Below are 13,562 nucleotides of genomic sequence, written 5' to 3' on the forward strand. Positions count from 1 at the left end.
CACCGCCAACACGGCCTGATACCTCTGCTCGGCCACGCTCAACTCCCTCATCTAGGGAGTGTCAAGGATCAACCGAAGTAACTGTCAACCATCAGCCGAAACACTGTCAGCCATCACCCGAAGACGAAATGTCAAGCATCAGCCGAGCTAATACAAACTGACCTGTGCCCCCGGCAGGATTCGAACCTGCGACACCGGCTTTAGGAGAGCCGTGCTCTATCCCCTGAGCTACGAGGGCGGACGGGCCTGAGCTTACCGTGACGGCAGGCCCAGGCCCGACGGCCGCGTCAGCGCAGTTCCGCGATCACTTTCGAGAAGTTGGCGATGTTGTTGTCCTGCACGGTGAAGGACGACACACCGTACTTTTCCCGGTATGCGAGCAACGTGTCGGCGATCTCACGAGGAGATCCGCTGAGCACCGAGGGCTGCGACAGGATCTGCTCATCGGTGAGCTCTGGCGCGTAGCTGCGGGTCAGCTTCAGGTCGGGCTCGGTCTCGCCATCGCGTGGCATCGCCGTGATCGCCAGATTCAGCTCGAGTGTGTCGAACCGATCGCCGGCGGCGCTACGGACGAAGTCGACACGTTCGGCGAACGGGTCCTCGACGTCGCGGACCTTGGAGCCGGTCAACCCGATGATGGCGGCGTTGTGGGCCGCGATGGTCAGCACGCGGTCGCCATTGCCGGCGATGATCAGCGGCGTCGACGGGTGGTGCTCCTTCAGATACTTCGTCATGTGTTCGAGGTAGTCGACCCGGGCGCCGGCGCTGGGATAGGGGATCTCCGCGGCCTCGAACTCTTCCCGGACGTAGCCCGTGCCGAGCCCGATTTCGAGGCGGCCGTCGCTGAGCAGATCCAGCGCTTGCATGTCCCGGCTGAGCAGGGCCGGCTTGTAGAACGCGGAGTTGAGCACATACATGCTCAGCCGCAGCGTCGTGGTGACCATCGCGACCGCGGTAAGGGTCGGAAAAGGCGCCGCGGCACCCAAATGGTCGGGCACACAAAGAATGTCGAAGCCGGCGTCTTCAGCGCGCTTGGCCTTATCGAGCAGTGCCTCGCGTGATTTGAAGAACCGCATGCTCATGCCAAATCGAAAATCCTTGGCCACCAACAACCTCCGTTAAATGAGTTAGGAATAGTTACCAGGAGCGAGCCGCGGTCGCCAAACCCCGAACCAGGGCAGCGGTGACCGACGACAAGCCATCCGAACCCGGCAGCGGGCTGCGCGGGCTCAAACCCCTGACACGAACCGACAATTCGAGCTGTGTGCCGCCGTCGCGTGCCCGGTTGACCGGGTTGTCAGGATGTAACCCCCGCAGTTCGAGCGGGATGTCGTCAAGGTCGGTGACGACCTGATAGCCGCTCAACTGAATGTGCTGGGCGAGATGGGCCGCCAGCGTGCGATTGCGGCCCCCCGCCAGTAGTTGTGTACTGCGCCCGATGCGTCCATATCCGTGCAGCGAGACCGCGACGTCGACATGGTCGAGGAACTCGGCGAGTCGTCCCGACTCGGCGGGGTCGAATCGTGCCGACGGCAGGTGATGCGGGTAGTGGTCGGGATGGCGCAACAGGTATACCGACGCGCCGGCGGCCTCGGCCGCGCGTTCGGCGATGACGTCTGTCATCCCTTCCAGTCCGCCGCCATGGATGGCCAAAAAGCCGAACCGGGACCGCAGCTGACTGGCTTCGACCACCCCAGGCTGGCGCAGCAACTCCGAAAGTGACTGTGGCCCAGGCCCGTACGCAGTTCTCGCGAATGCCGGGCGAGGCCAGTGCGTGGGGTCCCAGCGCCGTAAGAAGTCGATCCAGCGTTGCGGGAGCCCGTGCTGGACGGCGCCGTCGATGATCGTTGGCAGATAGCCCGGCCGCGGCGGACCCGGGGTCACCCGGCGGTCGATGTAGACCCAGGCCGGCGCCGGGCCGTCGTCGGTGTGCACGGTCAACTCGTCCCGCCGGTAGCGCACCGGAACGCCCTCGGCGCTGTCCAGCGCGGCCAGGTCGTGGTCGGAGAGTTGCCAAACGACCCCGTGTACCTGATTGCCGGTGAACGGTTCGACCGTCGCCACGCCGCGCTGGTTGATCAGCCAATCGTGATCGGCCAGTATCGCCGGCCGTGGATCAACGGCGTCGGGACAGCGCCGCGCCATCTGCCTAACGCACAGGTTCGACCCATATGCGAAGTAGGGGTGCCGGCGCGCCTGCATTCAGTGGCTCACCGTCAGACAAATTGGCACTAGGTGAGCCTAGATGCTTCGTATAGCTATGTAAAACCTGGTCCGCCCGAAATGCCGAAGATCGGCCGAACCTCGCACCCGGAGGCTACGGGCAGTAGGTCGCAACGGCGAGGTTCACCATGGCGGTGGTGTCGCCGAAATTGATGCCGCGCGGGCCCAGGGTGTTGTGGACGTCGTCCGCAATCTGTTGTGACGACCAGCCATTCCACCGATCGGCACAAATGTGGTGTGCCATCAGGATGATGTCGCCGTCGTCCCCGGCTGGCCAGGTGAATCCTTGGGCGCGCATCTTGACCAGGAATCCGTCATCAACGGCGTCGGCGGCAGCAACCGACGCGGTCGCCAGCAGCGCGGCGCCGACCATCAGGGGGGCGGTAAGTCTGGCCAGCCAGAGGGGTGAAGGCATTTGACGCGTTTCCCTTCCGTCTTGGGGTGAAGGCCGCGTCAGTCTGCGAGTCGAAAACGGCGCAGAGATGAAGAACAGAGAAAGCCTGAAGAAACATATCGACCGACTAAATAGTGTGGGCGTCAGGACCCTTTTACGGTCAGATAAATCAGCACCACGTTCAGCACGCTCACCAGTGCCGCGACCGCCCAGCCAATTACCGTCGTGATCGGGTGGTTGGTGTCGCTGCCCATCAACTTGCGATTGCTGGTGAGTCGGACCAGCGGCAGCACCGCGAACGGAATTCCAAAGGACAACACCACTTGTGAGAGCACCAGGGAGCGGGTCGGGTCGAGGCCGAACGCCAGGATCGCGACGGCCGGGCACAGGGTGGCCAGACGGCGCACCATCATCGGTACCGATCGATGCAGCAGACCCTGCATGATCATCGCGCCGGCGTAGGCGCCCACCGACGATGACGCCAAGCCGGATGCGAGCAGTCCGATGGCGAAGAGCAAGGCGATCACCGGGCCCAACGTGGTGTGGATCGCGCTGTAGGCGTCGTCGATCGACGCGACGTCGTCGTGGCCCTGCAGGTTGATCGCGGCGACGAGCAGCATCGCTGCATTCACCGTTCCGGCGACGGCCATCGCCAGCACCACGTCCACCCGAGTCACCCGCAGCAGCCAGCGTCGTTGGGGGCCGGGCTCGGGGTGTCCGTGCCGATCCAGCACCAGACCCGAGTGCATGTACACCGCGTGCGGCATCACGGTGGCGCCGAGGATGGCGGCGGCTAGCAACACGGTTTCCGCACCCTGGAATCGCGGCACCAATCCGCCGAGCACGGCGCCCGGCGGTGGCGTGGCGACGAAGAAACTGGCCGCGAAGCCGATCGCGATGATCAGCAGCAAGCCCGTGATGACGCGCTCGAAAAGGATCTGCCCCCGGCGGTCTTTGATCGTCAGCAGCAGCAACGACACCACCCCGGTGATGACCCCACCGAGTGGCAGGGGCAGACCGAACAGGATCCGCAGCGCAATCGCCCCACCAATGACTTCGGCGACATCGGTTGCTATCGCGACGATTTCAGCTTGCACCCAGAAGGTCAGCCGCAGCGGACGGCTCATCTCCCTGCCGATCGCCGAGGGCAACGAGCGTCCGGTTACCAGGCCGAGTTTTGCCGAAAGGTACTGCACCAAGCCGGCCATCACATTGGCCGCGACGATCACCCACAGCAGCAGGTAACCGAATTGCGCGCCGGAGCTGACGTTGGCCGCGACGTTTCCCGGATCGACATAGGCGATCGCGGCGACGAATGCCGGCCCGAGCAGATACCAGCTTGTCTTGAACGAAGCCCTGGTCTCCTGCGCCAACTGACCGACCTTCGCTGTGTGCGTATTCCCGAATAAAAAAGTTAGGTTAGCCGATATCCGCCTGCCGGCGAAGGGTGGGCCTGCCCTAGGTGGCGCCGATGCTCCCGCCGCCGTCCACCCGAATGATCTGGCCGGTGATGTAGCCGGCGTCCTCGTGCAACAACATGCAGATCACGTGGGCGATTTCGGCAGTGGTACCGACGCGGTTCATCGGGATGTCCTTGAGAACCAGCGCCTCGCGCGCCGACCCAACCGGGCTGCGTTCCCGGTACATCTCGGTTTCTATCGGCCCCGGGGCTACCGCATTGACGGTGATGCCCGATGACGCGAGCTCACCGGCCCAGATGCGGGTTGCGGTTTCCAATGCGCCCTTCGCGGCGGCATACGGCGTCCGTTCGTCGACGCCGGTCGTCGTCAAGCTGGAGACGTTGACGATGCGGTCCCACCCCGCCTCGACCATGCCGGGCAGCACGGCCTGGACCACCTGCACCGCGGTGCGCACATTCATGTCGTAGGTGAGGAAGAGATCATCGAGATCGACCGACCCGATGTGGCCGAACCGGGCCAAGCCAACGTTGTTTACCACCGCGTCGACCCCGCCGTCGGCGACGATCGTGTCCAGCGCTGCCGCGGTGGCCTCGCGATCAGCCAGGTCGACCTCAACGAATTGGCCGGCAAAGTCCGGCGGTGCGCTGCGCGCGAGCCCAATCGGCTGGTAGCCGTCGGCGGCCAGGCGATCTACGACCGCACGGCCAATTCCCTTTGACGCCCCGGTGACCAGCACTCGCCGCTTCGACATCGCCTTCCCCTTTCGCGTTCGCAGATGCGATCGATTAGGGGAACGCCAAAACGCCCGCGTTTCATGCCATGCGCTCGATCACTCGGGCAGGTAGAGCCCCTTCCCGGTGACCAGTGGCAGGTCGAGAGTCGTCACGATGCCCGGTGCGGCGGCCACCACCGCCGGGATCGCGTTGACCACCCGCATCGCGGTGGCTACCAGTCCGGCGTGGTTGTGATCGCCCTTGCGGCTGCCCAGGCAGACGTCGACGGCGTAGGACGGTTCGCCGGTGATCTCGATGCGATAGGACCCGCCCTCCTGTGCCGGCTGCGGCCATTCGGGGCACAGGTCCTCGCGGAGCCGGGTGACGTGTTCGAGGACGACGACGGGCTCGCCGTTGACCATGCCGAACACCTCGAACCGGAGCGCCGCCGCGGTGCCCTTGGCGATATGCCCCGAGGCGATGTCGAAGTCCTCGGGCGCCGGCACGCGGATGTACTCCTGAGTGACCGAATCGAGCGAAAGGCCCAGGCCTGCCGCGATTTGCCGGATCACCGATCCCCACGCCAAGCTCAGCACACCGGGCTGCAGCAGCATCGGGAGGTCGTCCATCGGCTTACCGAATCCCATCACGTCGAACATGACGGCGGCGCTGTCGTAGGTCGCGTAGTCGACGATCTCCATGCACCGAATCTGCTGGATGCTCTGACAGGTGCCGGCCAGGGCCAGCGGCAGCAGATCGTTGGCGAAGCCAGGATCGATGCCGTTGACGAACAGGCTCGAATTTCCTTCGCGCGCGGCATCTTCCAGCGGCTTGATGAGCTCCTCCGGGATCACCTCCCACGGATACTGCAAAAAGACTGGGCCGCTTCCGACGATGTTGATGCCGGCCGCCAGGACGCGTCGGTAGTCCTCCAGCGCCTCGGGCAGCCGGTTGTCGGCCAGCGCGTTGTACACCGCACACTGTGGCCCGGTGGCCAGCACGGCATCCAGGTCCGTGCTGGCCAGCACTCCGGTCGAACCTGGAAGTCCGGCAAGTGATGCCGCGTCCTTGCCGGCTTTGGAATCCGATGACACCCAGACGCCGGTGAGCTCGAATTCGGGGTTGGTGATAAGGGCTCTCAGTGCATGGACGCCGACATTGCCGGTGCCCAATTGGACGACGGGGATGGGCATTTCAGGCTCCTTGGTGGTGGTTGGTCACAGGTCCGGGACGGGGATGTCGAGATTCGGGTAGGTGAGACCACCATCGACCTCCAGCGTCTTGCCGGTCAGGAAGTTGCCGGCCGGCGACGCCAAATAGACTGCAGCGGCAGCAATGTCGACCGGATCGCCGAGGCGACGCATGGGTGTCACCTGCTCCATCGGCTTGCGCAGATCGTCGTTGGAGGCCACCACGTCCAGCGCGGAGGTAAGGATCGAGCCGGGTGCGATGGCGTTGACTCGGATGCGTGGGCACAGGTCCAGCGCCGCCGACCGGGTGTAGTGAGACAGCGCGGCTTTGGCGGTGGCATAGGCGGCGAAGCCGCGCCCGGCCAGCCGGCCCATGGTCGAGGTGATGTTGATGATGCTGCCGCCGCCGGAGTGCTCGAGCATTAACGGCACCGCGGCCACGGTCAGCGCGTGGGCGGTGGCGACGTTGAAGGTGAACGCCTCCTTGAGGTCTTTCGTCGAGGTGGTGAGCAGCGTGTTGGGCATGGTGCCCCCGACGTTGTTCACGACGATGTCCAGTTTCCCGAAGGCCTCGACAGCCTGCTCGGCCAGCTTCGCAGTGGCCTCAGGATGTGCCAGGTCTGCGGCGACGATGTGGGCCTTGCGGCCCGTCGCGCGGACCTGTTCAGCGACGGCCTCTAGTTGGGATTCCGTGCGCGAGGCGATGAGAACATCGGCGCCGGCTTCGGCGAATGCCACCGCGATGGCCGCCCCAAGACCGCGGCCGCCACCAGTGATGATGGCGACTTTATCGTCGAGACGGAACCTGTCAAGGATCATTACGGCCTCTCTTCGTTGAGCTGTCGCCCGAAACGGAAGTAAGACTGGCCGTCTCGGATCTCGGCATTTCTGAAACAGGTTCTAGTTTGGCATACGGCCACGGCGAACGGGCGCCCAGATACCGCGATTGGGTAACCGCTGAAAGAATTGCGGGCGAAGTCTGCGAACCCGTCGATGGCCTGCGACGACAGCTGGCAAATTCGCCGACGTTCACCCAGTTGCGGTTGGCTTTGCGGCTGGGGGGAAGATGGCAGCTTGGGGCACCGCGAATAAGCGGCGATTATCTTCTCGTTTTGTACGAAGGATTGAATTGAGAATCAACCGATTTGGCGCCGTCCTGTCCGTTCTGGCTACCGGTGCACTGATGTTGTCGGCGTGCGGCGAGGGCCGCAACGCGAGTGAAGGAAAAACGACAACCGCGACTTCCTCGGTGAAATCAACCTGCCCCGGCGCAACGAAATTGAAGGCAAGCGGGTCAACGGCGCAGGCGAACGCCATGACGCGTTTCGTCAAGGCGTTCGAGCAGGCGTGCCCGGGCCACGCGGTCAACTACACGCCCAACGGGTCGGGCGCGGGAATCAGCGAATTCACGGGCAATCGAACCGATTTCGCCGGGTCGGACTCGACCCTGGCGCCCAGCGAATCCGCCGCCGCGCAGCATCGATGCGGCTCACCGGCGTGGCAACTTCCGGTGGTGTTCGGCCCGATCGCGATCACCTACAACGTCAACGGCCTGACTTCGCTGACTCTCGACGGTCAGACCGCGGCCAAGATTTTCAACGGTGGCATCACCAAGTGGAACGATCTTGCGATCCAGGCGCTTAACCCGGGTGCCAGCTTGCCCGCCGAGCCGATCCAGGTCGTGTTCCGCAGCGACGAGTCGGGGACAACGGACAACTTCCAGAAATATCTCGACGCCGCCTCCAAAGGCGCATGGGGTAGGGGCGCCGGCAAGAAGTTCAACGGCGGTGTCGGGGAGAGCGCTAAGGGCAACGATGGCAGCGCTGCGGCCGTCAAATCCAATGACGGGTCCATCACCTACACCCAGTGGTCGTTCGCCAAGGCGCAACACCTGGACATCGCCAAGATCGTCACGTCGGCGGGTCCGGACCCGGTGGCGATCAGCGCCGACGCGGTGGGCAAGGCAATTGCCGGGGCCTCGATCATCGGGCAGGGCAACGATCTGGCCCTCGACACGACTCCGTTCTATCGGCCGAATCAGCCCGGCGCGTACCCGATCGTGTTGGCGACCTATGAGATTGTGTGCTCCACGTATCCCGATCCCCAGGTCGGTGCTGCTGTAAAGGCGTTTTTGCAGACCACGATCGGTGCTGGCCAGAATGGCTTGGCGGACAACGGATATATCCCGGTTCCGGATGCATTCATGTCGCGGTTGTCGGCTGCCGTCAATGCAATCGCGTGAGCTGACACCGTTTGAATTCCGTGATTGTCACCAGGGGCGGCTTCGTCGGGAGGGCATCCACAACAATTTTGCCGAACGTTAACCTGTTCTTACTGTGGCTTCACGTGCGCGAGGAAGACGGTTGGTTTTGTAAGTTGCGGCAAGAACCGCGGCATTCAATCGTAAAGGTGAGGAACTGAATTGAAACTCAACCGGTTTGGTGGCTTGGTCACAGCGTTGGCTGCTGGAACATTCGTCATCTCGGGATGTGGCAGTGACAACAACGCGACTGGGGGGAGCACGACGACCGGCGCGCCATCGGGGAAGGTGACCTGCGGTGGTACCAAGGCGCTGAAGGCAAGCGGGTCGACCGCCCAGGCCAACGCGATGACGCGCTTTGTCAAGGCATTCGAGCAGGCTTGCCCGGGACAGACGTTGAACTACACGCCCAACGGATCGGGTGCCGGCATCCACGAATTTAACGGCAAGCAAACAGATTTCGGTGGCTCGGACTCGCCGCTTAGCCACGACGAGTATGCGGCTGCGCAACAGCGCTGCGGCTCCCCGGCGTGGAACCTGCCCACCGTGTTCGGCCCGATCGCGGTCACCTTCAACATCAACGCGGTGACGTCGCTGAACCTCGACGGTCCCACCCTGGCCAAGATCTTCAACGGCGGTATCACCACGTGGAACGATCCTGCGATCCAGGCGCTCAATTCCGGTGCGACTTTGCCGGGCGAGCCGATTCACGTGGTATTCCGCAGCGACGAGTCCGGGACGACGGACAACTTCCAGAAATATCTCGACGCCGCTTCCAACGGCGGCTGGGGCAAGGGCGTCGGCAAGAAGTTCAACGGCGGTGTCGGCGAGGGCGCCAAGGGCAACGACGGCACCAGCGCCGCCGTCAAAGCCACCGAGGGCTCCATCACCTACAACGAATGGTCGTTCGCTCAGGCGCAACACCTGAACATGGCCAAGGTCGTCACGTCGGCGGGTCCGGACCCGGTGGCGATCAGCGCCGACTCGGTAGGCAAGACGATTGCCGGAGCCTCGATCATCGGCCAGGGCAACGACCTGGTCCTCGATACGATTTCGTTCTACCGGCCCAGCCAGGCCGGCGCGTACCCAATCGTATTGGCGACGTATGAGATTGTGTGCTCGAAGTATCCCGACTCCCAGGTCGGCCCTGCCGTGAAGGCATTTATGCAGAGCACTATCACTGGCGGTCAGAATGGCTTGGCGGACAACGGATACATTCCGATTCCGGACGCCTTCGGCTCGAGGTTGTCGGCTGCTGTCAACGCCATCTCGTGACCTGAGGTCGTGGTGTCCGAAGGGCTGTGAGTGAGTCCGTCGGGGGCAAAGGCTGCCCTGACAGCCATTGACCCACGCGCAGTGCGGCGCGGCGATCGAATATTTGCCTCGATCGCCGCCGCCGCCGGCTCGACGATCGTGATCGCCATCGTGCTGATCGCGATATTCTTGTTGATTCGCGCCATCCCGGCGTTGCGGGTGAACCACGCGAATTTCTTTACCAGCAACGAATTCGATACCAGCGACGTCGCGAAGTTGGCTTTCGGTATCCACGACTTGCTGATGGTCACTGCGCTGAGTTCGATGACCGCGCTGGTGTTGGCTGTGCCGGTCGCAGTCGGGATCGCGGTGTTCCTAACCCAATACGCGCCGGCGCGACTGGCGCGCCCATTCGCCGCGATGGTTGACCTGCTGGCCGCAGTACCGTCGATCATCTTCGGGCTGTGGGGCATCTTCGTGCTGGCGCCCAAACTCGAGCCGGTAGCCGAGTTCTTGAATCGCAACCTGGACTGGCTCTTTCTGTTCAAGCACGGCAACGTGTCCCTGGCCGGTGGCGGCACCATCTTCACGGCCGGGATCGTGCTTTCGGTGATGATCCTGCCGATCATCACCTCGGTAGCACGAGAAGCATTCCGCCAGACCCCGCGCATCCAGATGGAGGCCGCCCAGGCACTCGGCGCCACGCGATGGGAGGTAGTGCGAATGACCGTGCTGCCCTACGGGCGTAGCGGTGTCGTCGCGGCCTCAATTCTGGGCTTGGGCCGCGCACTCGGCGAAACCGTTGCGGTGTTGATCATCTTGCGCGCGGCCGCCCGCCCGGGCAATTGGTCATTGTTCGACGGCGGCTACACGTTTGCCTCGAAGATCGCCTCCGCGGCGTCCGAATTCAGTGAGCCGTTGCCGACCGGTGCTTACATCTCGGCGGGATTCGCGCTGTTCGTAGTGACGTTCGTGGTCAACGCGGCCGCCCGCGCGATCGCTGGAGGAAAGGTCAACGCATGACCGCCGAAATACTGCGCCTGCCGGTCAAAGCCACGACGTTGCAACCGCTCAGCCTGCGACGGAAGATCAAAAACCACGCTGCGACAATGCTTTTCTTCGCCTCGTTCGGTGTCGCGCTGGTGCCGCTGGTCTGGTTGCTATGGGTGGTGATCGAACGGGGTGGGTATGCCGTCGTCCGGCCGGGTTGGTGGACGCATTCGTTGCGCGGGGTGCTCCCCGAGGAGTTCGCCGGCGGTGTCTACCACGCCCTGTACGGGACGATGGTGCAGGCGGGATTGGCCACTGTGCTGGCGGTGCCGCTGGGTTTGATGACTGCGGTGTATCTGGTGGAATACGGTTCGGGACGGTTGGCGCGGGTGACCACCTTCATGGTCGACGTGCTGGCCGGCGTTCCCTCGATCGTGGCGGCGCTGTTCATCTTCAGTCTGTGGATCGCCACATTGCAGTTCCAGCAGAGTGCGTTGGCCGTGGCGCTGGCGCTGGTGTTGCTGATGCTGCCGGTCGTGGTGCGCTCCGCCGAGGAGATGCTGAGGTTGGTGCCCGACGAACTGCGGGAAGCCAGTTACGCGTTGGGTGTTCCGAAGTGGAAAACCATTGTGCGGATTGTATTCCCGATTGCGATGCCGGGCATCATCTCCGGTGTCCTGCTGGCTGTCGCGCGCGTGATCGGCGAGACGGCGCCGGTGCTGATCCTGGTCGGGTACAGCCGCTCGATCAATCTCGACATCTTGCACGGCAACATGGCCTCACTGCCGTTGCTGATCTACACCGAACTCAGCAATCCAGAGCATGCGGGATTTCTGCGGATCTGGGGCGCGGCGTTCACGCTGATCATCATGGTTGCCGCGATCAACCTCTTAGCCGGGGCATTTCGATTCCTGGCGACCCAGCGACGGGACTAGCGGCGCACGATCAGGATCGTGCTTTGGCGGGCGACTTCTTGGCGGCGGTCTTTTTGGCGGGGGCTTTTTTGGCGGCCGTCTTCTTGGTCGGTGCCGTTGCGGCACCGGAGCGGGCTTTCACACTGGCCTCAAGCTTGGCGAGCAGATCGGAGACGTCTTCGGTCTCGTCCAGCTCCTTGGGCTTCTCCTCAGCGGTAAATGCCTCTCCGCCTTCAAGTTTGGCGTCGACAAGCTCCTGCAGCTGCTCCTGGTAGGTGTCCCGGTAGCGGTCTGGGTTGAAGTCCTCGGCCATCGACTCCACCACCTGCCCAGCCATCTTCAGCTCCGCGGGCTTGATCTCAACCTTCTTGTCCAGCAACGGAAAGTCGGGATCGCGGATCTCGTCGGGCCACAGCAAGGTGTGCACCACCATGACGTCGCGCTTGCCGAAGTCCTTCACGCGCAACGCCGCAAGCCGGGTCTTGTTGCGCAGCGTGAAATGGACGATCGCCATGCGATCGGTCTCGGCCAGTGTCTTGGCGAGCAATACATACGATTTGGACGACTTCGAATCAGGCTCCAGGAAATAGCTGCGGTCGAACATCATCGGATCGACCTCGCTGGCCGGGACAAATTCCAGCACTTCGATTTCGCGGCTGCGTTCCTCGGGCAAAGTGGAGATGTCGTCGTCGGTGATCACCACCATCCGGCCGTCGTCGGATTCGTAGGCCCGGGCGATGTCCCGGTATTCGACAACCTCGCCGTCCACCTCGCAGGTCCGCTGGTAGCGGATGCGGCCGTTGTCCTTGGCGTGCACCTGATGAAACTTGATGTCGTGGTCCTCGGTGGCGCTGTACACCTTGACCGGCACATTGACCAGTCCGAACGCGATCGAACCCTTCCAGATGGAGCGCATGAATTCAGTATGCCCATACCACCGCCGGCAAAACAGCTTGACAGGCCCGTGAGCTGGGATTGAGCGGCTATTGCGCAGCCGGCGGTGGGCGGGACGGCTAGCGATTCTTGTCGCGAACCATCAGCGAAACTCGTTGACGGTCAATCTGATCACGCAACGACAGCCAGCAACTCCGGCGGTCACGCGAGCGGGGGTGCCTCCCCGGAATAGTGGCGAACCTGATTGCCTCCGGCGCGTTTGGCCTGATACATGGCGGCGTCCGAAGTCCTGATCAGATCGTCGATGAGTTCCAGACCCGGGGTGATTGGACCGGCGCCGAGCGCGGCGCTGGAAGTGCCGATGCTCGCGGTGATCTGAAAGGGTATTGCGGCGATGGCATCGCAAATTCGTTCGGCCATCCTCCCCGGGTCGGGTGTGGCCTTGATGTCGGCGACGACAAATTCCTCTCCACCCGACCGGCCGATCACGGCCGTGGCGCGACAGCTCGCCTGAAGCGCCACGGCAACGGCGACCAGCGCCTGATCGCCTGTGGCGTGGCCGTGCGTGTCGTTCAGTCGCTTGAAGTCGTCGAGATCGATGACCGCGACCACCAGATATGAGCCGGGCATGCTGCGATGAACCCTGATCAGTTCGTACGCCGAGTTGTTGAAGGAGCGCCGATTGTGCAGGCCGGTGAGCGGATCGCGGCCGGAACTTTGCAGATCCGTTCGTAGTGTGTGCACCAGCGACTGCATGCCTAGTGGCACACCGATGTTGAGTCCTATCACGACGATCAGGGAACCGGCGGTCAGCGCAATATCGCCGGTGGCCGCGATAATTCGACACGACAGAACCACCACGCATGTCATGGCCACGGCGAAGTTGGCAAGCACGTAGCTAAAGGCATGGAAATAGGCGATGTAGCCACTCAGGATTGCGAAAGTCGTGCATCCCATCAATCCCACGTAGGGGTTGGACAGCGTCAAGAGCGCCGCTGCGATGCCCGCCATTGCAATGAACAACCAAAGACTCGACTGACGTCGGTTCGGCCAGCGTTTCAACCGCAGAGTCGCGCCGGCGACGCCGAGTGTCGATGCCACGATTGTCACCGAGCGAGTCACCGAATTTGCAGGTCCGGCAGGGCTGCAGAGCATGATGAGCGGTTCGACCGCGAATGCGGCGATGAAGACGGCCGATATCTTGCGCCACGGGTTCAGAAGGCCGTGACCGTCCAGGTAGGCACTGATCCAGTCGAACTGGTCTGGCTGCTTTGCCACGGACTCGTCCATACCTCCTGGTGTTCGCCGC

Annotated in this window: 13 protein-coding genes and 1 tRNA gene; 4 read left to right on the forward strand and 10 right to left on the reverse strand. The window is 63.2% G+C overall.

The window, feature by feature from the left end:
• Positions 1-165 precede the first annotated feature (165 nt).
• The 8 genes from DB708_RS21560 to DB708_RS21595 all read right to left on the reverse strand — a co-directional run bounded on the left by DB708_RS21560 (position 166) and on the right by DB708_RS21595 (position 6,760).
• Positions 166-238: transfer RNA gene (locus DB708_RS21560), tRNA-Arg, on the reverse strand.
• A gap of 49 nt (positions 239-287) precedes the next feature.
• A complete protein-coding gene (locus DB708_RS21565) occupies positions 288-1,112 on the reverse strand; it encodes an LLM class F420-dependent oxidoreductase (RefSeq protein WP_108925523.1) in 825 nt (274 codons plus the stop codon).
• Between the two features lie 25 nt (positions 1,113-1,137).
• A complete protein-coding gene (locus tag DB708_RS21570; RefSeq protein WP_108925525.1) occupies positions 1,138-2,202 on the reverse strand; it encodes a poly-gamma-glutamate hydrolase family protein in 1,065 nt (354 codons plus the stop codon).
• A gap of 115 nt (positions 2,203-2,317) precedes the next feature.
• A complete protein-coding gene (locus tag DB708_RS21575; protein ID WP_108925527.1) occupies positions 2,318-2,638 on the reverse strand; it encodes a DUF732 domain-containing protein in 321 nt (106 codons plus the stop codon).
• A 122-nt stretch (positions 2,639-2,760) separates the two neighbouring features.
• Positions 2,761-4,047 carry an Nramp family divalent metal transporter gene (locus DB708_RS21580; protein WP_235616891.1) on the reverse strand — a complete coding sequence of 429 codons (1,287 nt, stop codon included), beginning with the start codon at positions 4,045-4,047 and terminating at the stop codon, positions 2,761-2,763.
• Positions 4,048-4,075: 28 nt separating this feature from the next.
• Positions 4,076-4,789 (reverse strand): SDR family oxidoreductase, encoded by a 714-nt coding sequence (locus DB708_RS21585; protein WP_108925530.1) that lies wholly within the window; start codon positions 4,787-4,789, stop codon positions 4,076-4,078.
• Positions 4,790-4,867: 78 nt separating this feature from the next.
• On the reverse strand, positions 4,868-5,944 hold the full coding sequence (locus tag DB708_RS21590; protein ID WP_108925532.1) for an NAD(P)H-dependent amine dehydrogenase family protein: 1,077 nt from the start codon (positions 5,942-5,944) through the stop codon (positions 4,868-4,870).
• 24 nt (positions 5,945-5,968) lie between these two features.
• Positions 5,969-6,760 (reverse strand): SDR family oxidoreductase, encoded by a 792-nt coding sequence (locus DB708_RS21595; protein WP_108925533.1) that lies wholly within the window; start codon positions 6,758-6,760, stop codon positions 5,969-5,971.
• 310 nt (positions 6,761-7,070) lie between these two features.
• Between DB708_RS21595 and pstS (DB708_RS21600) the strand changes: the two genes are divergently transcribed.
• The 4 genes from pstS (DB708_RS21600) to pstA all read left to right on the forward strand — a co-directional run bounded on the left by pstS (DB708_RS21600) (position 7,071) and on the right by pstA (position 11,380).
• On the forward strand, positions 7,071-8,183 hold the full coding sequence (pstS, locus tag DB708_RS21600; protein WP_108925534.1) for a phosphate ABC transporter substrate-binding protein PstS: 1,113 nt from the start codon (positions 7,071-7,073) through the stop codon (positions 8,181-8,183).
• Positions 8,184-8,363: 180 nt separating this feature from the next.
• Positions 8,364-9,476, forward strand: a complete 1,113-nt coding sequence (pstS, locus tag DB708_RS21605; RefSeq protein WP_108925535.1) for a phosphate ABC transporter substrate-binding protein PstS — start codon at positions 8,364-8,366, stop codon at positions 9,474-9,476.
• A 30-nt stretch (positions 9,477-9,506) separates the two neighbouring features.
• The gene (gene pstC / locus DB708_RS21610) at positions 9,507-10,478 is read left to right on the forward strand and encodes a phosphate ABC transporter permease subunit PstC (protein ID WP_108925536.1); all 972 of its coding nucleotides are present in this window, start codon (positions 9,507-9,509) and stop codon (positions 10,476-10,478) included.
• Positions 10,475-11,380: a phosphate ABC transporter permease PstA gene (pstA, locus tag DB708_RS21615; RefSeq protein ID WP_108925537.1), complete on the forward strand. Its 906-nt coding sequence runs from the start codon at positions 10,475-10,477 to the stop codon at positions 11,378-11,380. The genes pstC and pstA overlap by 4 nt, the downstream gene beginning before the upstream one ends.
• A gap of 10 nt (positions 11,381-11,390) precedes the next feature.
• Here the strand turns inward: pstA and ku are convergent, their stop codons facing one another.
• Together ku and DB708_RS21625 are read right to left on the reverse strand one after the other, a co-directional pair.
• On the reverse strand, positions 11,391-12,275 hold the full coding sequence (gene ku / locus DB708_RS21620; RefSeq protein WP_108925538.1) for a non-homologous end joining protein Ku: 885 nt from the start codon (positions 12,273-12,275) through the stop codon (positions 11,391-11,393).
• Positions 12,276-12,454: 179 nt separating this feature from the next.
• Positions 12,455-13,531 (reverse strand): GGDEF domain-containing protein, encoded by a 1,077-nt coding sequence (locus DB708_RS21625; RefSeq protein ID WP_235616884.1) that lies wholly within the window; start codon positions 13,529-13,531, stop codon positions 12,455-12,457.
• Positions 13,532-13,562 lie beyond the last annotated feature (31 nt).

The sequence above is a fragment of the Mycobacterium montefiorense genome, assembly GCF_003112775.1.
Lineage (GTDB): Bacteria > Actinomycetota > Actinomycetes > Mycobacteriales > Mycobacteriaceae > Mycobacterium > Mycobacterium montefiorense.

Coding starts and splice junctions, on each gene's coding strand:
- DB708_RS21570 (WP_108925525.1), bottom strand. CDS start 2,202: ATGCAGGCGCGCCGGCACCCCTACTTCGCATATGGGTCGAACCTGTGC.
- DB708_RS21575 (WP_108925527.1), bottom strand. CDS start 2,638: ATGCCTTCACCCCTCTGGCTGGCCAGACTTACCGCCCCCCTGATGGTC.
- DB708_RS21585 (WP_108925530.1), bottom strand. CDS start 4,789: ATGTCGAAGCGGCGAGTGCTGGTCACCGGGGCGTCAAAGGGAATTGGC.
- DB708_RS21590 (WP_108925532.1), bottom strand. CDS start 5,944: ATGCCCATCCCCGTCGTCCAATTGGGCACCGGCAATGTCGGCGTCCAT.
- DB708_RS21595 (WP_108925533.1), bottom strand. CDS start 6,760: ATGATCCTTGACAGGTTCCGTCTCGACGATAAAGTCGCCATCATCACT.
- pstA (WP_108925537.1), top strand. CDS start 10,475: ATGACCGCCGAAATACTGCGCCTGCCGGTCAAAGCCACGACGTTGCAA.
- ku (WP_108925538.1), bottom strand. CDS start 12,275: ATGCGCTCCATCTGGAAGGGTTCGATCGCGTTCGGACTGGTCAATGTG.